The 21,444-nt window shown below is 44.4% G+C and carries 11 protein-coding genes; 6 read left to right on the forward strand and 5 right to left on the reverse strand.

Annotated features, from left to right (window positions below; all coding sequences use genetic code 11):
- Nucleotides 1-3: 3 nt before the first annotated feature.
- A complete protein-coding gene (locus tag A8C56_RS19055; RefSeq protein ID WP_067759604.1) occupies nt 4-1,578 on the forward strand; it encodes a TSUP family transporter in 1,575 nt (524 codons plus the stop codon).
- A 394-nt stretch (nt 1,579-1,972) separates the two neighbouring features.
- Here A8C56_RS19055 and A8C56_RS19060 read toward each other — a convergent pair whose 3' ends face one another.
- Nucleotides 1,973-2,164 (reverse strand): hypothetical protein, encoded by a 192-nt coding sequence (locus tag A8C56_RS19060; protein WP_067759606.1) that lies wholly within the window; start codon nt 2,162-2,164, stop codon nt 1,973-1,975.
- A 354-nt stretch (nt 2,165-2,518) separates the two neighbouring features.
- On the opposite strand from A8C56_RS19060, the gene A8C56_RS19065 reads away from it, so the two are divergent.
- The 3 genes from A8C56_RS19065 to A8C56_RS19075 all read left to right on the forward strand — a co-directional run bounded on the left by A8C56_RS19065 (nt 2,519) and on the right by A8C56_RS19075 (nt 9,403).
- On the forward strand, nt 2,519-5,092 hold the full coding sequence (locus tag A8C56_RS19065; RefSeq protein WP_067759608.1) for a TonB-dependent receptor: 2,574 nt from the start codon (nt 2,519-2,521) through the stop codon (nt 5,090-5,092).
- Between the two features lie 166 nt (nt 5,093-5,258).
- Complete coding sequence (locus A8C56_RS19070) at nt 5,259-6,515, forward strand: 6-bladed beta-propeller (protein WP_067759611.1); 1,257 nt, start codon at nt 5,259-5,261, stop codon at nt 6,513-6,515.
- Nucleotides 6,512-9,403, forward strand: a complete 2,892-nt coding sequence (locus tag A8C56_RS19075) for an outer membrane beta-barrel protein (protein ID WP_067759613.1) — start codon at nt 6,512-6,514, stop codon at nt 9,401-9,403. The genes A8C56_RS19070 and A8C56_RS19075 overlap by 4 nt, the downstream gene beginning before the upstream one ends.
- Before the next feature lie 43 nt (nt 9,404-9,446).
- Here A8C56_RS19075 and prfA read toward each other — a convergent pair whose 3' ends face one another.
- On the reverse strand, nt 9,447-10,511 hold the full coding sequence (prfA, locus tag A8C56_RS19080) for a peptide chain release factor 1 (protein ID WP_067759616.1): 1,065 nt from the start codon (nt 10,509-10,511) through the stop codon (nt 9,447-9,449).
- A gap of 260 nt (nt 10,512-10,771) precedes the next feature.
- On the opposite strand from prfA, the gene A8C56_RS19085 reads away from it, so the two are divergent.
- Nucleotides 10,772-11,968 (forward strand): amidohydrolase family protein, encoded by a 1,197-nt coding sequence (locus A8C56_RS19085; RefSeq protein WP_245645581.1) that lies wholly within the window; start codon nt 10,772-10,774, stop codon nt 11,966-11,968.
- A 35-nt stretch (nt 11,969-12,003) separates the two neighbouring features.
- Here the strand turns inward: A8C56_RS19085 and recO are convergent, their stop codons facing one another.
- Nucleotides 12,004-12,762, reverse strand: a complete 759-nt coding sequence (recO, locus tag A8C56_RS19090) for a DNA repair protein RecO (protein WP_067759619.1) — start codon at nt 12,760-12,762, stop codon at nt 12,004-12,006.
- Between the two features lie 214 nt (nt 12,763-12,976).
- On the opposite strand from recO, the gene A8C56_RS19095 reads away from it, so the two are divergent.
- On the forward strand, nt 12,977-15,364 hold the full coding sequence (locus A8C56_RS19095; RefSeq protein ID WP_245645583.1) for an efflux RND transporter permease subunit: 2,388 nt from the start codon (nt 12,977-12,979) through the stop codon (nt 15,362-15,364).
- Nucleotides 15,365-15,583: 219 nt separating this feature from the next.
- Here A8C56_RS19095 and A8C56_RS19100 read toward each other — a convergent pair whose 3' ends face one another.
- On the reverse strand, nt 15,584-18,502 hold the full coding sequence (locus A8C56_RS19100) for a VIT domain-containing protein (RefSeq protein ID WP_067759624.1): 2,919 nt from the start codon (nt 18,500-18,502) through the stop codon (nt 15,584-15,586).
- Nucleotides 18,503-19,040: 538 nt separating this feature from the next.
- Nucleotides 19,041-21,080 carry a M13 family metallopeptidase gene (locus tag A8C56_RS19105; protein WP_067759626.1) on the reverse strand — a complete coding sequence of 680 codons (2,040 nt, stop codon included), beginning with the start codon at nt 21,078-21,080 and terminating at the stop codon, nt 19,041-19,043.
- Nucleotides 21,081-21,444: the final 364 nt, after the last annotated feature.

Here is a 21,444-nt window from a genome sequence, read left to right on the forward strand (position 1 = left end):
TGCATGAAAGAGCAACAAGCTATAGCCGGCACCAATGCTTCAAAAGATGTGAACCCGTTGTTTCCCGTTTTTCTGAAGCTGGAACAATTACGGCTATTGATCATCGGTGGCGGAAAAGTAGCCCTGGAAAAGCTGGAAGCTGTTTTGGGCAATGCACCGGGAACCTCCGTTACGCTTGTGGCAAAAGAAGTGGCACAGGACATTAAAACACTGGCATCAGCATACGCCGGCCTCCATATTGAAGAAAGAGGCTATGTTGCTGATGATATCCGTAACGCTGATCTGGTCATTGCAGCCGTGAACAATATAGCAACGGCCCAGGAAATAAGAGCCGTTGCTCTAAAAGAAAAAAAGCTGATCAATGTAGCGGATAAACCGGAATTATGCGATTTTTATCTGGGATCGATCGTAAAAAAAGGGCATCTGAAAATTGCCATTTCTACCAACGGTAAATCACCCACCATAGCAAAGCGCCTGCGCGAAACACTCAGCGCATCCATACCGGAAGAAATGGATGACCTGCTGAATAATATGCAGCACATCCGCAACCAGCTAACGGGAAGCTTTGACCAAAAAGTAAAAGTGCTGAACCAGATCACCAAAGAACTCGCGGTAAAAAGTGCTGACAGCAATGCTGCATTGCATCTGCAAACCCGGCCGGAAAATGAAATGATGGAAAGCTCCGTTTTAGTAGCCAGTGCAACAAGACGTAGCAAGCCTTACTTAATAGGCATTGGATTGTTCCTTATCATTGCCTTTGCCATATATATTATTTATGCTTTCGGGCTATCAGGAGATATTCTTCATTTCCTGAACAAAGATCATCACCTGTTCTACTGGATGCTGCTGATAGGCTTTCTGGCAGAGATCGTAGCAGGATCTATGGGAATGGGCTATGGTGTTATCTGCACCTCAATACTGCTGATGCTGAACGTGGCGCCTGCCGTGGTAAGTGCCAGTATCCATTCAGCAGAGTCCTTTACTACTGCTGCAGGAAGCATCAGTCATTTCAAATTAGGGAACGTTAATAAAAAGCTCACAAAAGCACTGGCCATCCCGGCCATTATTGGTGCCATTATCGGTGCTATCTCTCTTTCTTATCTTGGAGAAAAGGATGCCAAACTGCTGAAACCTTTTATTGGTGCTTACACCTTATACCTGGGAGTACGCATATTAATGAACGTCTTTAAGAAAAAGAACGTAAAGATCAAACCAAAATCCACCCGGTTAACCCCGTTAGGGCTTATTGGCGGCTTTATTGATTCCTTTGGCGGCGGGGGCTGGGGACCGTTGGTTACCGGTACACTGATTAAGAACGGGCGCACTCCCCGTTATGTGATCGGAAGCTCTACTGTTGCCAAATTCATTCTTACCCTTACAAGCGCTATTACTTTTGTATTTACCCTGGGCGTTCAGCACTGGAATATTGTATTGGGACTGCTGATAGGCGGGATTGTTACAGCGCCTTTTTCGGCCATGCTTACCTCTAAATTACCGGCAAAAAAGATGTTTGTAGTAGTAGGAGCGCTGGTCATTATTATGAGCCTTGTTACCATTTACAAAGCACTGTTTTTATAACATACTCCGGCAAATTTCCTGACATACCTGTTATAGGACGCCTGTTTTAAGCGCTTTAATGAGAATGGGAAAGTTGCAACGAATCAGACACAGAATAATTGGTAAAAGAATCAATAGTACCTCAAAATGGGCACTTTGATGAAAAAAAAGTAATCTGCAACCAGCAAATCTTCCTGAAACGAATATCTGCCTGTATTTTATATTATCGGGAAAATCCCGGATAAACAGGAATCCTTTAACTAAAAAAAAACACCCTCTTCCGCATTTTACGCGTTCCAAAGTTTCGCGGAACTGCGGGAAACCCAGAGCAATAACGGCAGCTGTTGCCGGGTTGAATCAACGTATACCTTCCCCCTTTATTGAAACACGGTCTGACGGCTATTACACAGGCAACTCACTCCTTCTGCTCCTCTTCATTCTCTTTATGCCCTTTTTCAGCGCCCTTTTCTTCAATAATTTCCTTTCCTCTCTGAAGCAGGGAGGAAACAGGCCCTTCCATTGTATCCTGGGGATCAGTAGTCTTTGGATCCGGCTCCGGTTGCGTTGGCTCCTTATCTTGTTTTTGTTGTTCTTTATCCGTTATCATAATCTGTTATTTATTAATTAATGGGGTCTGTTTTTAACTTAACAAGAATTATGCCCTTACTTAACCGAAAAACTAAAGGTTTCGTAATATGCAGAATCCCTGCATTGCTGAATACAGGTAATTGCTTTTAAATTTATTATTCTACTTTTTTGGTAGACTAATAAATTATACTATTTTTGCCGACTGAAAATATTCTTATGCGTATTGATCGATCTCTGCATGTACCCGTTAAAGCAAACGGTATTAATCCCGAAATTGAATTCCGATGTTGCTGCTTTTCTTACCTGTAAAAACAGTGTATTTTTTTAAACATATTCTCTATAAAATTAGTAGACTAAAAACCAGATAGATATAATGAGACTTCAAATCGCCTCTTATAGGCTTATTCTTACAGGTACTGTATGGCTGCTTTCCCACTCCTTAAGAGCGCAGCTGGCAGGACGTGTTATTAACGAGCAAAATGAAGGGATCCCCAATGCCAGTATTCAGGTAAAAGGAAAGGATATCGGAACTACTGCTGACGATGCCGGCATCTTTACACTGGATAATATACCTAAAATACCCTTTACCATAACAGTAACCTCTGTTAATTATGACCCCAGGAATATTGTTGTACGAACTACCCATGATTCACTGATCGTAAAGCTTTCAGTAACCTATCACCTGGATACGATTGTGGTTACCTCCCGCCGGCGGAACGAGCTGCTCCAGGAAGTGCCCATTGCTGTTTCCGTGATCGGCGGTGCTAAAATTGCTGAAGCAGGCGCCTTTAATGTAAACCGCATTAAGGAACTGGTGCCCTCTCTCCAATTATATACTTCCAACCCCAGGAACACCGGTGTGAATATACGAGGCCTCGGTTCTCCCTTTGGGCTTACGAACGACGGGCTGGACCCCGGTGTGGGTTATTATATTGATGGCGTTTATTATGCCCGGCCCGCTGCGGCTGTTCTGGACTTTATTGATGTAGACCATATAGAAGTGCTCCGGGGGCCGCAGGGAACATTGTTCGGGAAGAACACAACTGCAGGTGCCATTAATATCATCTCCAGGAAACCCAGCTTTCATCCAGGAGGAACCATAGAAGCCAGCTTTGGTAATTACGGCTATATACAGGCCAAGGCCTCCATTACAGGACCGCTTTCCAAACGGATTGCAGGAAGATTGTCCTTCTCCGGTACCCAGCGGGACGGGTTAATTTATAATACCCGTACCCAGCAGCATGTAAATGATATCAATAACCTGGGGTTCCGGGCTCAGCTGCTGTACAATGTTTCAGACAACACCGCTATCACCCTGAGCGGGGATGTGTCTTCCCAGAAACCCGTTGGATATGCCCAGGTCATTGCCGGCATTGTTAAAACAGAAAGGCCCGATTACCGGCAATTTGATGCCATCATTGCCGATCTGAATTATAAACTGCCTTCCTTAAACGCATTTGACCGGGTTATAGACCATGATACTCCGTGGAAATCGGACAATGAATTGGGCGGCGCATCGCTGAATATTGACAGCAAGATAGGTCCGGGCACATTCACTTCAACCACTGCCTGGCGGTATTGGAACTGGAATCCTTCCAATGACCGCGACTTTACAGGGCTGGAAGCGCTTTCCAAATCACAGAATCCATCTGAACATAAAAGCTTTTCACAGGAATTCCGGTACGCAGGTGATATTAACGACCGCCTCAGTGGTGTAGTAGGCCTGTTCTTTATTGACCAGGATGTGAAAACGCATGGAACAGAAGAATCCGGCAAAGATCAGTGGCGCTTTGCACAAAGTTCTACAAGCGAGCTGTGGAAAACTCCGGGCCTGCTTGACGGGTATGGGATCAAAACCGAATCCTCTATAAAATCGTTAAGCGCAGCAGCATTCGCTAATGTAGACTGGGAGTTTGTGGACCATTTCCATTTTTTACCCGGTATTCGTCTGAACTATGATGAAAAAAGCGCTGTTTACGACCGGAAAGCCTATGGTGGCCTGCAAACAGATGATCCGGATCTGCTTGCATTAAAAAATGCTGTCTATTCAAGCCAGTTCTATGAATCCAGCGCAGCAGAGCGTAATTTTACTTATCAGCTTACCCTGGCATACAAACCTTCCAGGCGTATTAATTCTTTTGCCACTTATTCCACCAGCTTTAAGCCCGTAGGGGTAAATGTGGCCGGTATTCCAACCGTTTCCGGGAAACCAGCTATTGACCTGGCTGTAATACGCCCGGAATATACCAAACATGAGGAAGTAGGAATTAAGACCAACCCGACCAACGACCTTACATTAAATTTAACCTTCCATAATTCTGACATCAGGGATTACCAGACCAACGTTCAAAGCCCGGAACTGGGAGTAAACCGCGGGTACATTGCCAATGCTGATAAAGTGAATGTTAAAGGCGTTGAATTTGACGGAAGCTTTCGTGCCAACACCCATTTTAATTTTAACGGGTCTTTTGCATATACAGATGGTAAATATGTGAAGTTTACCAATGCGCCCCTGCCTTTAGAAGAAACCGGCCATACCGAAAATGGCGTTCAGGTCGCATTTAAAGACATCTCCGGCAGTCAATTGCCGGGCATTTCCAAATGGGCCGGTTCATTAGGAGGTGAATACAGCACAGCAGCAGCGCTTTTTGGCAGACCCGGTCAGTTCTTTATTGCGCTTGACGGTTTCTATCGCTCTTCTTTTTCCTCAAGCCCCACTCCTTCCAGATATTTAAATATAGATGGTTACACCCTGGTTAATGGCCGGTTGGGCTTCCGGGCGCAGAAAGGACTGACCGCTTATATATGGAGCCGCAATATCCTGAACAAAGATTATTACGAGCAACTGCTGGTAGCCGGAGGCAATTCCGGTCAGTATGCCGCTGTGCTGGGTGATCAGCGAACATATGGCATAACACTCAGCTATACCTTCAACAGCCATAATTAGATTGGCAACATAGACGCAGAGAGACTCATCCATACAGAGCAATCAAACAAGCCCCGCCGTTTTTACGGTGGGGCATTTTTTAACAGCCGTTTATCATTAATATTAAACCTTATGCAGTTTTCCCCATCTAATATTTGTATTTTTGACAATACTGTTTGGATCGGCAATGAGGAAATTATTAGTTGTTTGCGGGGTAATGATCGGATGGCTTACTGCTTACGGCCAGTCCAAAACCCTGTACATTGATCCTGATAAAACAACAGGCGCCCCTGCTTCCCGCGTATTTGAAGAGATGCAGTTCATTCCTTTACAAACAACAAAAAAAAGCATTTTTGGCGCTATTAGGCAATTGGTGGTCACTAAGGATTATTTTGTTGTACTGGACGGAGATACGGATGCGTTGTATTTCTTCAGCAAAAAAGGAGCCTTCATCTACAAATACAAAATAAAAAGGTTTCGTATACAGAATATTCAGTTGGATCATTCAAAAAATGCGCTTCTCATTTTCAGTCAGAATAAAAATTACACAATTCCTTCTGTTAAAATACAGCAATACCTGGAACCGGATTCAAAAAAAGACGTATCCCGGTATGTGAAAGCAACCTATTTCTTCCTGGACAATGTACCCGCTGCAAAGACACAGGACATTAAAAACTTCCGGTATGCCTTTACCAACCCTGTTTTATTTGATACAGACAGGTTTGCCACCAGCTTTATAAAGGCAAAAAAAAACAGCAGGGACACACTGGACTATCAGCTGAAGATCATTAACCAAACAACACAGCTGCATAGCTATTTTCCTTATAACAAGCAATCCGAATCTGCTTTTTATTTTGCCGGAGCGGCCCAGTGCACCATTATGCCAACACACAATGACTCCGTATTATTTGTTACACGCCCCTTCCGTTACCAGATCTATACGCTTACACCTTCTGTGTTAAAAGAGAGTTATAAGCTTATATTGCCAATAGAGAACGCTATACCGGCTTCCTTTTTTTCAGCCAACTTCCAAAGCCGTGGAGAAATGGATACTTATAAAATGGAACATGCCTCTTATGCCAGCCAGATTGATAATGTGATCCGTTTCAACAACCTGATCTTCTTTAATCTCCGCCTGTTCAATGGGTACAAGCGGTACATTTTCAACAGCAAGCTGGATCTTATTTATGATTATAACAAAATATCCACGGACAGCGCTACCTGTTACCTGCCCCTGTATGGCACTACCATAAAAGGATTTGATGAAAACTATATTTACCTGAGCCTTTCTGCAAAAAGCGTATTGAACGCTAAAAAGAATATTCAGAACAGAACACCCCAATGCACCAACGGGGCATTGAATCAATTTCTGCAAACCGGTAAAGGAACGGACAATCCGGTATTGATCCGTTTAAAACCCAAAAAAGACCAGCAAGGCGAATGAACAAACGGTTACTGATCATACTATTCCTGATACCTGTTTTTGCATTTGCTCAAAAAGGGAACATAAAAGGATGGGTAGAAGACTCCCTGCATAAATACGCTCTGCAATCGGCTACCGTTACAGTTTATCAAAAAGCAGATTCAACGCTGCTCAATTATCAGATCACTAATGCCCAGGGAGAATTCAACATCGGAGACCTGCCCGTAAATACAGGAATGTTCGTTTCCATCAGTTTTTCGGGCTATATCAGTTTTTCAAAGGAAATACGGTTGGATTCTGCCAGCAAATTATACGACTTTAAAAAAATATACCTTCAAAGAGATACTGCTAAAAATTTAGAAGAAATTGTTGTAAAAGCAGTGGTGCCCGTTAAAATGAATGAGGATACATTGGAGATCAACCCGCGTGCGTTTAAGCTGGATTCTTCAGCAGTTGTGGAAGACATGCTGCTAAGAGTGCCCGGTGTTACCATGTGGAGCGATGGAACCATTACCGTCAACGGTAAGAAAGTAGATAACGTTTTTGTTGACGGCAAGCCTTTTTTTGGCGGAAGCCCGGAAATGGCAACGCAAAACCTGCCCAAAACAGCCATTGACAAGATCCAGGTTTACCAGGAAAAGGATTACAGCAAACAGGAAATAACCAATACGGACCTGGATTCTACGCTTACAATGAACATCAAACTACAGCCCGATAAAAAGAAAGGCTATTTTGGCAAGGCAACGGCAGGCATCGGATCCGATCACCGTTATGAAGGCGATCTTTCGTTGCAGGGTTATAATAAGACCTCAAAGCTGGGCGTTGTAGGCAACATCAATAATATCAACAAATCGATCGACAATGTACAATCGGCGCTTCAGAACAATACCTTCCGGTCCTATAACAGAAGGAACTACGGAGCACCGGACCTGAGCAGCTCCGGCGTAAACACTGTCCATTATTTCGGAGCAACCTTCCAGCATAACTTTAATGCATCAACCAGTACGCGCTTTGATAATTCCATTAACGGCACCTACGACTGGCGACAAACCAATAATGACCTGGTTACGGACCGCGTCAATGTGCAGAACCTTGAAGACACCTTAGGAGTTGCCTACAAGTTAACAACCTCTTCCAATAATACCAGCAATTCCAATGGTATTTATCAGTCCGCCAACGCAACCTATCAGAACCGGAAAAGAGCAAGATCCTTCAGCCTGAATACTGCCTATAACTGGAATGATGTCAACAGCGTTTCTCAGGGAAACTCAACTACCTATAAAAATGATACGCTGCTGGCCAGTAAAGGCGCCAATAGCTCGGAATCCCATTCAAAGTCAAATAACCTTAACCTGAGCGGGTATTTTAATAACAATGACTACGACGAAGGCATCAATAAGAAAAGCTTCTCCACTAACTACTCCTTATTGTATAACAGTGCCGAAAGCGATAGTAAACGCACCAGTGATTATGAATCATTTGTTGACAGTCTTTATACCCAAAAATACGACCGCAGGTATCATAATGAAAGCTCCAACCTCACCGCCAATGTAGGCCTGAATTATAACGGGCTGCGGTCATTGCTGTTTGGCAATTATAATTTCTGGAACATCAATATCGGGCTCAGAAACAACATTACCGTTAACAAATCGGATCTGCAGGCCAACGTTCAGGAACTGGATACCCTTACAAATACTTATAAAATCAATGAGCAGCTCACAAACACCAACTCTGTTATCAATATTCAGAATCGCCCCGGGATCAGCTTTTTTAAAACGTTTACCAAAATGCTTACAGACCGGTACTATCAATCACTTGTTGTAAGAACCGATCTGCAGGAGCAGATGCTTTATCAGAAAAATACGTCCACCTTAAGCTACAGGAATGTAGAGCGCTCGTATAATTTCTTTACGCCCGCCTCTTCTGTCAATTATAACTACAACCGGTTCAACAAGTATAATCTGAACCTGGGCCTGGCGCACAGCAGTTCAGCTACTGCACCTACCATTGACCAGTTATATCCCATAAAAGACAGCATTAATATATATAACGTTGTGGTAGGAAACCCCAATCTGAAGTCAGCTTTTGGAAACAGTTTTACTTTCAATGCAAATTACAACAGCCAGAAGTTCAGCGCCAACAACAGCTACAATGCAGGGTTAACCCTTACTTATAATACAATGAAGAACGGAATTTCGGATAGCAGCATTTACAGTGGAGGTGGCGGCCGTACCGCATACCTCATCAATATTGACCATACAAAATCCTTTAGCGGCAACTTCAATGCCAATGCTTCATTTAAACTTAAGAAAAACATGCTGCAGGTAGGATACAGGGGCGGTTATACCTCCGCTAATGCACCGCAGTATATAAACAGCCGTCTTTCTTCTTACAAAAATCACAGCCTCAACAACGCTGTAACCGCTTTTTACAGTATGCTGGATATTTTTAATATCACCCTTACCCAATCGGTTTCCAATACCGTTACCGAACAATCGGGGCAGGAGGACCAGCAACCGACGAAATCAAAAACCTACAGCACCCGCGCCAATTTTAATTTGACCGTGCCCAAAGATTTTATAGTAAGCAGTAATATTAATTTACTCAATAATACTTCCGCAAACGATCAATCCGTAAGCGCCGCCATCTGGAACGCTTCTGTCACCTATCGCTTTACAAAACAAAAACAGGCTGAAATAAAATTTTCTGCTTTTGATATTCTCCATCAGAACAAAAACATACAGAACACGGTTACGGCCAACTCCAACACCACCACCATTACCAATGGACTGCAGCAGTTTTATATGCTGACCCTGTCTTACTATCCAAGAAAATTTGGTGGTAAAGGGCGTGGCTCCGGCGGACATAACAGAACAGGCTCAGGACAAGGCAGAGGCAACAGGTCTTAGTTTTTGTTATTCCGGCAATTCCTGTTTTTGCCGCCGCCATTTCTTATTCCTGCCTGGCCAGCTTTTCTGAGTTTTCTGCAAATTGCAACTGATCAATAAACTCCTGTATATCCCCGTTCATAAAGGCGTCCAGGTTATAAGATGTCAAATTGATGCGGTGGTCCGTAACCCTTCCCTGGGGATAATTGTAGGTTCGGATCTTTGCACTCCGGTCGCCTGAGCTTACCAGGCTTTTGCGGTGACGGGAAATTTCTTCCTCCTGTTTGCGCACCTGCTCTTCATACAGCTTTGTACGCAACATCTGCATCGCTTTTTCCCGGTTGCCCAGCTGGGTGCGTTCTGTCTGGCAAATGACCACGGTGCCCGTTGGAATATGTGTCAGCATTACCTTGGTTTCCACTTTGTTTACGTTCTGCCCTCCGGCACCACCGCTTCGCGCGGTTTCCATTTTCACATCACTTTCCCGCAGCTCAAAATCAATTTCATCGGCTTCCGGCATTACCGCAACAGTTGCGGCAGAGGTATGCACACGGCCCTGCGTTTCCGTATCCGGCACCCGCTGTACCCGGTGCACACCACTTTCAAATTTCAGGGTACCATATACATCATCGCCGGTTACCTCTAACTGCACCTCCTTATAACCGCCTACAGTTCCCTCACTTTCGCTAAGCACGGCTGTTTTAAAACCATGCCGTTCACAGTATTTTATATACATGCGCAGCAGGTCGCCGGCAAACAGGCTTGCCTCATCACCACCGGTGCCTGCACGGATTTCCATAATCACATTCTTTTCATCCTGCGGGTCTTTGGGAATCAGCAACTGGCGGATATGTGCTTCTATTTTTTCTTTCTGTTCTTCCAGGCCGTCCAGCTCTTCCTTGGCCAGCTCACGCAATTCCTCATCATCCCCGTTCAGCGCTTCTTTATTAAATTCCAAATCATCCAGCAATCTTTTGTAATCGTTATAGGCATTAACAATCTTTTCAAGACTACGGTATTCTTTACTGGTTGCAGCAAATTTTTTATTATCACCCACGATCTCCGGGTTGGTCAATGCCACTGCCAGCTGGTCATATTTGGCTTTTATAGCCTCCAATTTATCTAACATCAGAAAAGTTTATTTTTTGATAAACAGGGCGCAAAGTTAACTAAATTGGCGGTATGGCACCCCCTGTAATTTTAACGCGGATATATCTCCTTTTACAACCGGATGCCCGTTTTTCTAAGTTAGAGCCTCAAACTGCTATTGTATGCCGGCGATGGACCCGCTATTCTTTTCTTCAACTAATAAACGGAGTTCTGTGTCACCACTCATAGCCACGGGGCATAAATGCGCATGAAAAAAATAACGTACTTTAGCGCGCGGCCATGGGGTCCGTTATTGTTATTATGACCACCATATCTCCCAAAAACCAAATAAAGATAAAACCCACACAGTTATTTGACGGGTATCGTATAACTGAAGAGGACGTTTTGATCCTGACGCAGGAAGGCACGGTTGAAGCTGTTGTGCACCAATCCGAAGCGGGCGACGATATTAAAAAGGTGGACGGCCTTCTTTCACCGGGCTTTATCAATTGTCATTGTCACCTGGAGCTCAGTCATATGCAGGGGATGATTCCGGAGCACACCGGGTTATTGCAATTTGTAAACCAGGTGGTGCGGCAAAGGGATGCCCCTGCTGATGAGATCGCTGCTGCCATTGAAAAAGCCGAAGCAGCAATGATCAAAAACGGAATCGTAGCCGTGGGGGACATCTGCAATACCGCTGACACGCTTTTTCAAAAGGAAAAAAACAACCTTTATTATCACAATTTTATAGAGGTCATCGGGTTTGAGCCGGGGCTTGCGGATGAAGCTTTTAAAACCTATAAAATGGTTTATGACGGGTATCAAAAGGTATTCCCGCCCCAACAGCTTTCCCTGACCCCGCATGCCCCCTATTCTGTTTCCACACCCCTGTGGAAATTACTGGCACAGTTTCCCGGAAATCATTTACTGAGCATTCACAACCAGGAAACACCTGATGAAAATGAATGGTTTATAAATGGCGGTGGTGGCTTTAAAGCATTATATGAACGGTTGCAGCTAAAGCAGAGCCCCATTGCCCCAACCGGTAAAACCAGTATTCAGACCTATGCTGACTATTTACAAAAAGAACAGCAGTTGCTGCTGATTCATAATACCTGTACGGATGCGGAGGATGTCCGGTATATCCAGGACCGTTTCCCTTTGGTCTTCTGGTGCCTTTGTCCTAACGCCAATTATTATATCAGCAACCGGTTACCGGATATTCCCATGATGCTGGAGCAGAACGCACAGCTTGTTTTGGGTACGGACAGCCTGGCTTCTAACTACGGGCTAAGCATCCGGGGTGAAATGCAGCGTATTCAGCAACATTTTCCGCAGATCACCGTTGAGCAAATGCTACCCTGGGCAACGCTTAATGGCGCCAGGGCATTGCAGATCGATGACCTGTACGGGAGTTTTGAAAAAGGCAAGAGGCCGGGTGCCGTGCTGATCAGTGGCGATACCGTTATGCTTCTTAGTAAAAGCAATGTATAGCCCTCGGAAGCACTGTGCATTAATGACCCTTTGTTTTATCGTAAGATTTCCTTTAAGACCGGCAGCGATTTCAGCCTGCCAAAATCCTGGATATGAAGGGAATAATACTGCTCCATGGCCTCCAGTATCTTTGAGCGCGCATGGGCGTTCGACTGTATTTCAGCCAGTTCACCGGGGTGCCGTACGCGTAATAACTCATCTACAACCCGGGCGTACCGGGCTTCCAGATAAAACGGATGAGCCGGCAGGTCTGCTGTAAAAATGCCTTCCTGCAGATCCAGCAGCAGCGCTCCTTCTTCATGATGACCGGCTACCGGGTATTTGGGCACAAACCCAAAAAAAACAGGCAAATGCACCGCAAAGAAAACAGGAAAATTTGCCATCACAGAATCCGTGCAATCATTTAAATGCTGCCAGCTGTCCTCAATAAATGCAAACAAGTCCGGGTTATTTTCGGGCTCTTTCAAACACCGGGTCAGCAATTCTGTCATATACAGCGTTACCCCGTTTTTCAGCACATCAGTAAGCAAATTAGAATGGATCACAGCCCATTTATATTCCTTAATACGGTTCAGCTGTTTAAACTCATTATGATAAACTACCAGCTCCAGCAGGGCCCCGGGCTGAAAGAAGCCGGCTTTGGAGCCTCCTTTTTTAGAAACCGAACGCACTCCGTTTACCAGGTAAGATTGCAGCCCCAATAATTCTGTATATATGGATACAATAACGCTCGTTTCCCGGTATTTTACCGTTTTCAGCACCAACCCTTTTGTTTTATGTAATAAATCTGCCAATTGTACAACCTGCCTGGTTGCAAGGTATGTTTTTTACAAATAATGGTTATTAACTTTTCAATAGTTAGTTTTGCACTGCATGAGAATGATCAAACAGCGTAATACAGGCCTGCATATTAACAGGCTCCTGCTGCCGGTAATTTACTGATTGATAAACGGCAATCCGGAACACCCTGTTTTTCGTTTCTTTGCAATCATTTAAACCTATCCAAAGATGATGTGGAAGCAAACCGGCCGTTTTATTCTTAAATACAGGGTCTTCTTATTAGTTATAACAGCCTTATTAACCACTGTTGCCGCTTATTGGGCAAGTAAGGTGGGTCTAAGCTATGAATTCTCCAGGGCCATACCTACCAATCATCCCGTAAATATTGCTTACCAGCAATTTAAAAAGAAATATGGAGAAGACGGGAATATGCTGGTCATTGGTATACGAACAGATCAGCTTTTTTCAGAAAAAATGTTCAACAGCTACCGTCAGCTCCAGGATGGCTTAAAAAAAATACCGGGAGTGGAAGATGTGATCAGCGTGCCAACAGCCATTAATCTTGTAAAGGATGCTACTTCAGAAAAACTTACGGTAAAAAGAATATTTCCTGATGAAGCAATGAACCAAACCCGGATCGATTCAGGCGCGGCTGTTTTTCAGCAGCTTCCCTTTTACCAGGGCTTACTGTACAACCCCCGAACCCATGCGTATCTGATGGGATTGCGCATGAACAAGGAAGTCATTAACTCCGCCAAAAGGGATGCCGCCATTGCTGCAGTAAAAAGAGAAGTAGCCGCTTTCCAGTCGGCCACAGGAATAGACGTAAAGCTGAGCGGACTGCCTTATATCCGTACGGTACTGGCTGCCCGCATTGCCCATGAAATGAGGTATTTCCTGGCAGCATCCATACTGCTCTCCGCGTTCATCCTCATCCTGTTCTTCCGTTCATTCAGTTCCATGCTGTTATCGCTATCCGTGGTGATCATTGGCGTGCTATTCAGCATGGGCACCATGCACCTGTTTGGATATAGCATTACCCTGCTCACAGCCTTAATTCCCCCTTTGATCGTAGTGATCGGTATCCCCAACTGCATTTATTTTCTGAACAAATTCCATACAAGCTGGAATGAGCTTACAGAGGGGCTTACAGAAGACATCGTCAAAGTGCGAAGCGCTGAGCTGAAACGACAGGCTTTGGAGCATATGGTAAGTAAAATGGGGGTTGTAACACTGTTTTGCAATCTTGCCGCCGCCGTTGGTTTTGCGGTATTTGCTTTTACCAGGAGCGAGATATTACAGGAGTTTGGTGCCGTTGCAGGCATTAATATTATGCTGCTGTTCTTTATTTCCCTGGTCCTCATCCCCTCCGTATTAAGTTTTTTACCACCGCCCAAACCCAAGCACACCAGATACCTGGATAACGCCCGGCTAAACCGCTGGTTAGACCGGTTGGAAAAGTGGTCTATGAACCACCGCAATGCTATTTATAGTGCCACCCTGGTCATCGTAGCCATAGCTGTTGCCGGTATTTTCCGGTTACAGGGCAATGCGCATATGGTAGATGATGTGCCGCACAATGATAAAATCTACACAGACCTTAAATTCTTTGAGAAGAATTTCAAAGGAGTAATGCCGCTGGAAATCTTAGTAAATACGAAAAAAAAATATGGCGTTACCCGTAACTTCGGCAACCTGGTTAAGATCGATTCCTTATCGCAATACCTTGCTGCAAAAAAAGAGATCGCCCGCCCACTGAGCATTACAGAAGGTTTAAAATTTGCAAAGCAGGCCTTTTACGAAGGCGATAGCAGCAACTACTCCATGCCTTCTGAATTTGACCTGCCCGGGCTGTCGCAATATCTTAATATGGGCAGCAGCCAGGACACAGCCGGGAAAGGCGCATCCACCTTTACCAGATTACTGTCCAGCTTTATGGACAGTGCAAAGCAGGAAGCGCGCATCAGCGTAAATATGGCCGATGTAGGATCGCACCAACTGCCGGCACTGATGAACGGCATTCAAAAAAGGATTCATGAACTGTTCCCGGCAAAAGATTATGACGTAACGCTTACGGGTACAACCATTACCTTCCTGGAAGGCGGGCAGTTTATTATTAACGGGCTTAAAGAAAGTATTTTCTGGGCCTTTTTATTGATCGCGTTGTGCATGCTCTACCTGTTCCGGTCGCTTCGCATCTTATTATGCTCACTGATCCCGAACATTATTCCGCTGGTGATTACCGCCGGGGTCATGGGTTGGGCAGGTATACCGCTGAAACCCAGTACGGTCCTCATTTTCAGCGTTGCTCTTGGTATTGCCATAGACATTACCATACGATTCCTGGTCAATTATAAACAGGAGCTGCCCGGTCATGATAATGAAGTAGCACCCACCGTTGTGCAAACCATCCATAGCACGGGCATCAGCATCCTCTATACTTCAATGGTATTGATTGCGGGGTTTGTCATTTTCTGTTTTAGTAATTTTGGCGGTACCCAGGCATTAGGATGGCTGACCTCTCTTACGCTCATTACGGCAACCTTTACCAACCTTATTTTACTACCGGCATTACTGATCAGTTTTTCTAAAAAGAAAACAAAAAAAAACAGATAGTCGTACGATACCGGGGCGAATGTAACATATAGAAATTCGCTAAATAAACATTAATGCCGCAAATGCACGAATAAGGTGTTATGCGAAGTTTCCGGTCAAAACAATACCCATAATATACCTTTAGCCCTATTCGCGTATCATTTATAATGATTTAATTGATTAGTGTATTCGTGACAGATCTACGCTGCATAGAACTGTTTTTGTTCCGGAAACCCTATCCTAAAACTCAAATTCGGCTATAAGCGTTTGGCCATCGGCGCTGTTTGCATTGCTTCCTTTTGCATCCTGGAATACAACGATCCTGCGTTCCTCCTCCCCGGTAGCGTATCGCAGGAATACTTCTGCCATCAATGTGGGAGGACCAGGATCTGTTAAGCTGCGTCCACCAAAAAAATTGGTTTTGATCTGGTATTTTCCTTTCACTGCTTTTTTTAACAGGAACTGCTCAGGGCCAAAACCATCTGTAAAATCATCGCTGAGGCGGCCTCCGATGGCGGTCTGTTTATTTTGATAATAGCACTCTTCCTTAAGCGGGTCAATGATATGCAGGTCCATATCCATGTTATCCCTGTTCCAGTTCAGCACTACGCGGATATCTACCGGCAGCCGGTATAAGAGCGCTTTATCTATTTTTACAGTATTCACCTGTGCATTATGCCGGCTGGCGATCTGATTGATCTCCATAAGCAATACTTCTTCAATACCATTATCGCGGTTGCGGCTTTCTTCTGTATACGGATGTGTTAATGCAGTGTACAGCGTATCCAGGGCTTCCTGGTATTTCCCGTTGTCCTGCAATGCCAGTGCATAATCGCGGTAACTTTGCGGATCCATAGGCCGCCAGTCCAGCACCCTTTTTGTAATGATCAGCTCTTTTTGATAGCTGCCATATTTCTTTAACAGGTAAGCCACAGTTTTGTATAGCGTTGCATCCTCCAATTCTAACTCCACCAGGTTGCTCAGGATGGTTACTGCCAATGCCTGTTCTTTATGATCATAGAACCAGTTCGCCACATCAAAATAAAATGACGGGGTAGTTGAGTAGGTTGCGCGCAGGCGTAAATAAATTTTATAGGCATCAGCGGAGGTAATGCTTTTCCCGAACTGCTGCATATATGCCGCATCGCTCCGGATATTGATCGTTTTTACTTTTCCGCGAGGGGCCATATCTGTTACTACTACTTCTTCCAGTTGCGGGTTACTTATAGCTAATCCTGCAACCCTTCCCTGTAGTGAGATAGCAGGCATGGCTGCAACCTCACGGTCTTCTTCCATTGTTGAAGATCCTAAAGATCGATCTCTGCCAAACCCCGTTCCCGTTATAAATATCTCACGCGTCCTTTGTTTTTTAGGAAGTTTTGAAAAATCGGTATTCCACCATTCCTTCAGCTCCCTGATCTGTTCCTTTGCTGCTGCAAGATAATTGCCCCAGGCAGCATCCTGTTCCTCTTTTTTTTGTTTTACAAGCATCCTGTATTCCTGCATCAGATCCGGAGGCGGTGTAATTTCATACTTTGCATAATCTGCCGCATTTTCCAGAACAAGGAGGCTGGTATTCCTTGTGGCAATGCCCATTCTTTTACCCAGGCGGGCAATGGCCTCTTTGTTCTGCTCATAAAACACCTCAAGCGCTGCAATTTTCTGTTGCGCCCAAAAGGTTTCAATATTCCAATCGATGGCCATTTCATTTGTATTCAGCTGCACAGGTATTTCTTTTTCCACTTTGTCCCCAAATCCGAACTGTAAGGTAACGGTAGCCGGCAGTTTATGGGCAATGCCCGTAACCAGCAGGTTACCGTTTACAGCAACAGGGTTTACCGGGTAAACCTCTGTTATATCATAGAGGTATTTGATGCCGAGGAACCGGTAAGGGCTTGTGGTCATCCGCTTCACAGCATCATCTATAGTTACCCGGTTCAGGTCAATCAATTGCCCACCGGTTATATTGCTGATGAATTGCAGCTTACTGTAATCTGCCACAGGTGTAGCAACCACTGTGTACACGGCCACTTTTGGCAGCCGGCTCCATTCGCCAAAATTAGAAAGCCCGTCTGTAAAGAACAGCACTTCCCCGTTACCGGTTATATCATCCGGAATTGTGCTGTAATCCGTGGCGCCATCGTAAACCAACGCATCAATTGCTTTCAATACCTTTTCGATGGCGCCATTGGAAATGGTGTAATCTCCTATTTTTTGTGTGGTGGTAGCAACGGCATACAGGGTTACATCTATTTTATTTTTGGTTGCAAGCAATTTTTGAAGCAATCCGGTTTCTTTACGGTGATCTCTTTTCTGACCACTGAGAGAACGATCCCAAAGAATAGTAATATGGTTGATTGTTTTTTTGACCGGATTAGGAGGGGTTATATGGATATTCGTAAGGAAATAATAGCCTCCCTCATTGTTCTTCTTTACCAGGGTTTCCGGCATTTCATCCGTTTGCGGAAACGCTATTGTTAACGGACTTCCGGGCATAAAGTCAGACCGGCGAAGGGATGCCTGCCATACATTGCCTTTCTGCTCAAACTCAAAGCTTCCGTCTGGTTTTTCCGTTAACTGCGGTACCGATACTTTATCATAAACACTCGCCGTTAATGTAAATGCCTTTATCCGTTCACTGGCCAGGGGCAGGTGGTAGATCAGTTTTCCTTTATCAGGCACCAGCTGCTGATTATACACAATTTCAATCGTTCTGATCCCGTGAGGATTTAAGGGATATACACGTGTTCTGAAATTGTTGCCTTCTGTTTTTTCTAACAGGCCCGGGTCTATAGTACGCCTTTCCACGCTTTCAAAAACAGCCGTAGCCTTCTCTTTTTCAACCGGAACCGCTTTGCGCATATACCCGTTTATATCCAGCGCAAAACCGCTTACACTTACATCTTCCGGCAGGGGGAAGGTCAACCGCCCTTCTTTAAGACGCCCGGAATTATTATAAAAACTTACACGCAGAGTTGTGGTAGCTACAAGGCCTATGATCTTAACATCGGCTGAAAGCTGCTGCAGTATTATGGTCTGATCCTTTTTATACTGACCTTTTTCGTGAATTTCCATAACGGGCACCTGAGCTGTGATCGTTATTGTAAGCAACAGTAACAGTGGTGTTATTACATACCGGTAAATTTGTTTTATACACATCTTATTGGGTTCATTTGGATTTAAGATGCAGAAACAAAAAGATTACACAAATGATCTGAAATTATTTTAAGCAGCTGATATATATATGTTTTCTTCAGGGAAAGATGATCGGCAATATTAAAATCATACGGTACCATAGCAGCATTGCTGTTACTTAATTGCAGGCTTTTAATTTATTTTACAGAAGTTGGTTACAATAACGGGGCCCTTAAGTCATCACCGTGAGCAGTCATAAAGGAGCAATTCAGTTTTTTGGAAGGATCAATAAAGGAGCGTCATGCTGCGGAACGGAGTACAGCCGAAGCATTTTTGAAAAATCGGTTAGCCATAATAATCGGAAGCTCCTTTTTCCGATAGTTATCGGAACGTGGGTTTTCTAACTTTTGCAGAAATTACTTTCGGTAAAATAGCGCTTCTTCTTGCACCAGCCTCCCGGCCGGTGCATAACCGTTACTTTATTGTTGCAACAACTTCACAAAAAAAGAGGCTGTTCTTTAAAAACAGCCTCTTTTTATTTTATGCCTGCCGGATATAAACCTTACCAGATGCGGATCCGGTCTTCCGGCTTCTTGTACAGTTTATCTCCGGGCTGTACATTAAAGGCCTTATACCATGCATCCATGTTTACAATGGGCCCGATGGTCCTGTACGGCCCGGGAGAGTGCGGGTCCGTTAAAATGGATTGCGCGGCAAACTCCGGCAAAATATTTCCACGCCAAACCTGTGCCCATGAAAGGAAGAAACGCTGATCCGGGGTAAACCCGTCTATTTTTTCATCAGACTGCCCCTCTTTGGTCATTTTAAAGGCCTCATAGGCTACATTTAATCCGCCAAGATCTCCTATGTTTTCTCCAAGTGTCAGCTTACCATTTACATGGATCGTATCCAAGACAGTGTAGCCGTCATATTGCTTTGCCAGCGCTGCTGTTTTGGCATCAAAATTCTTCCGGTCTTCATCCGTCCACCAGTTCCGTAATGTTCCGTCAGCGTCGTATTTGCTTCCGTTATCATCAAAGCCATGCGACATTTCATGCCCGATCACAGCGCCGATGCCCCCATAGTTCACCGCATCATCTGCATTCGGGTCAAAGAAGGGGAACTGTAAGATCCCCGCAGGGAACACAATTTCATTCAGTGTGGCATTATAGTAGGCATTCACAGTAGGCGGTGTCATACCCCAGCGGGTTCTGTCAACAGGCTTACCCAGCCGGCTGATCATAAAATTATATTTCCATGCATCAACATTCCTCACATTCTGAAAGAACGCATTCCGGCGGATCACCAGCCCGTCATAGTTTTCCCATTTATCCGGATAGGCGATCTTGGGATGAAAGGCTGCCAGCTTTGCCAGCGCTTTTTGCTTGGTAGAGTCCGACATCCAGTCCAGGTTCTTTATTCTTGCAGCAAACGCTTTTCTTAAATTCGCTACTAATTCTTCCATACGGGCCTTTGCAGCCGGTTTAAAATATTCTTTTACATACAGCTGGCCCAGTAATTCGCCAATGTTGTTATCTGTTAAGGAAGACATCCGCTGCCAGCGGGGCGTTTGAATCTTTTGTCCTGTAAGCGCCCGGGTGAATGCAAAATTTGCATTTACAAAGGGAGTGCTCAGATAAGCGGCTGAATTCTTCAGCACATTCCATTTTAAATAGACTTTCCAGTCTTTTAAGGGAACAGATTTTAACAGCTCAGACACTGTTACAAAAAATGCCGGGTTGTTTACCAATATACTGTCCTGCCCCTTTACATTCAGCGCTTCCAGGATGGTTCTCCAATCCAGCCCCGGTGTGGTTTTGGAAAAATCATCAATAAAAAACTTATTATAGGTTTTATAGGCATCGCGCATCTCAACACGACTCAACTGCGCTGTTGCCAGTTGCTTTTCAATGTTAAAGATGGTGGCTGCATTTGCAGCAGCGTCTGCTTCCTTTGAGCCGGTAAGACTGAAAAGTGTGCTAATATAACGGGCATAAGCATCTCTTATAGCTACGGACCGTTTATCTTCTTTTAAATAATTATCCCTGTCCGGAAGAGAGGTGCCACCCTGTGATAATTGCGGGATCATTACTTCCACATTCTTCCGGTCCTGTCCTACATAAAAACCATACAGCGGAGCGGCAATACCATTGCTTCTTAAATAGCTGATCTTCCTTAAAAGATCCGGAACCGACCGGATGGCATCAATAGCCGCCAGGTCAGCTTTTATGGGCATGTAGCCCGCTTTTTCAATAGCCACGCTGTCCATGCCCGCAGCATAAAAATCGCCTACGCGCTTTTCCACCGATCCGGCCGGTGCATGCTGATCTGCTGCGGCCTTTTCCAGGATCGATTTTACTGCGTTGATATTAAAATCGCGCAGTACATTAAAACTACCCCAGCGGGTTTCTTTTGCCGGCACCGGGTTGTTTTTAACCCAGGTACCGCTGGCATACTCATAAAAGTCATCGCCTGGTTTTACTGAAAGATCCATATTGGCGGGGTCAATAAAACGCTGCTGCTGTTGCGCAAATAACGTTGTGTTAAGCAATAGCAGGCAGGCCCCGGCACCCAACAGGCCTGTTTTTGACAATTTTTTCATTTTTACGACTTAATTTAGCATAAAAATAAATAATTTTTAATACAGAATCCATTGCTCTTTTTAAAATATCAAAATATGCCGGTTCTTTTCAACGGGATGGCGCTGGATCTTGTCTCCGATGTGCATTTTGTTGTTAATATATGAGGGTAAAATGTGATTTACGGTGGATAACTGCCCAAACCTGTGGATGAGCCTGTTTACAACAACTGTATAACAACCAGCCCGGAAATTTGGAAAAGGAGCTTTTCAAATAGTATCTTCAAATTGCAATTGATAAGAGCAACTATATTTTCTTAAATGATGGTATTGGAGTTTTTTTCAAAAATGCATTGACAGTTTCTTTGAAAAATTGATTTTCAAACAC

Source organism: Niabella ginsenosidivorans (genome assembly GCF_001654455.1).
GTDB lineage: Bacteria > Bacteroidota > Bacteroidia > Chitinophagales > Chitinophagaceae > Niabella > Niabella ginsenosidivorans.

Bases quoted from the DNA above. Each gene is read 5' to 3' on its own strand.
- A8C56_RS19060 (WP_067759606.1), bottom strand. From the start codon at position 2,164: ATGATAACGGATAAAGAACAACAAAAACAAGATAAGGAGCCAACGCAA.
- A8C56_RS19065 (WP_067759608.1), top strand. From the start codon at position 2,519: ATGAGACTTCAAATCGCCTCTTATAGGCTTATTCTTACAGGTACTGTA.
- A8C56_RS19095 (WP_245645583.1), top strand. From the start codon at position 12,977: ATGATGTGGAAGCAAACCGGCCGTTTTATTCTTAAATACAGGGTCTTC.
- A8C56_RS19085 (WP_245645581.1), top strand. From the start codon at position 10,772: ATGGGGTCCGTTATTGTTATTATGACCACCATATCTCCCAAAAACCAA.
- A8C56_RS19105 (WP_067759626.1), bottom strand. From the start codon at position 21,080: ATGAAAAAATTGTCAAAAACAGGCCTGTTGGGTGCCGGGGCCTGCCTG.
- prfA (WP_067759616.1), bottom strand. From the start codon at position 10,511: ATGTTAGATAAATTGGAGGCTATAAAAGCCAAATATGACCAGCTGGCA.
- A8C56_RS19055 (WP_067759604.1), top strand. From the start codon at position 4: ATGAAAGAGCAACAAGCTATAGCCGGCACCAATGCTTCAAAAGATGTG.
- A8C56_RS19100 (WP_067759624.1), bottom strand. From the start codon at position 18,502: ATGTGTATAAAACAAATTTACCGGTATGTAATAACACCACTGTTACTG.
- A8C56_RS19075 (WP_067759613.1), top strand. From the start codon at position 6,512: ATGAACAAACGGTTACTGATCATACTATTCCTGATACCTGTTTTTGCA.
- A8C56_RS19070 (WP_067759611.1), top strand. From the start codon at position 5,259: ATGAGGAAATTATTAGTTGTTTGCGGGGTAATGATCGGATGGCTTACT.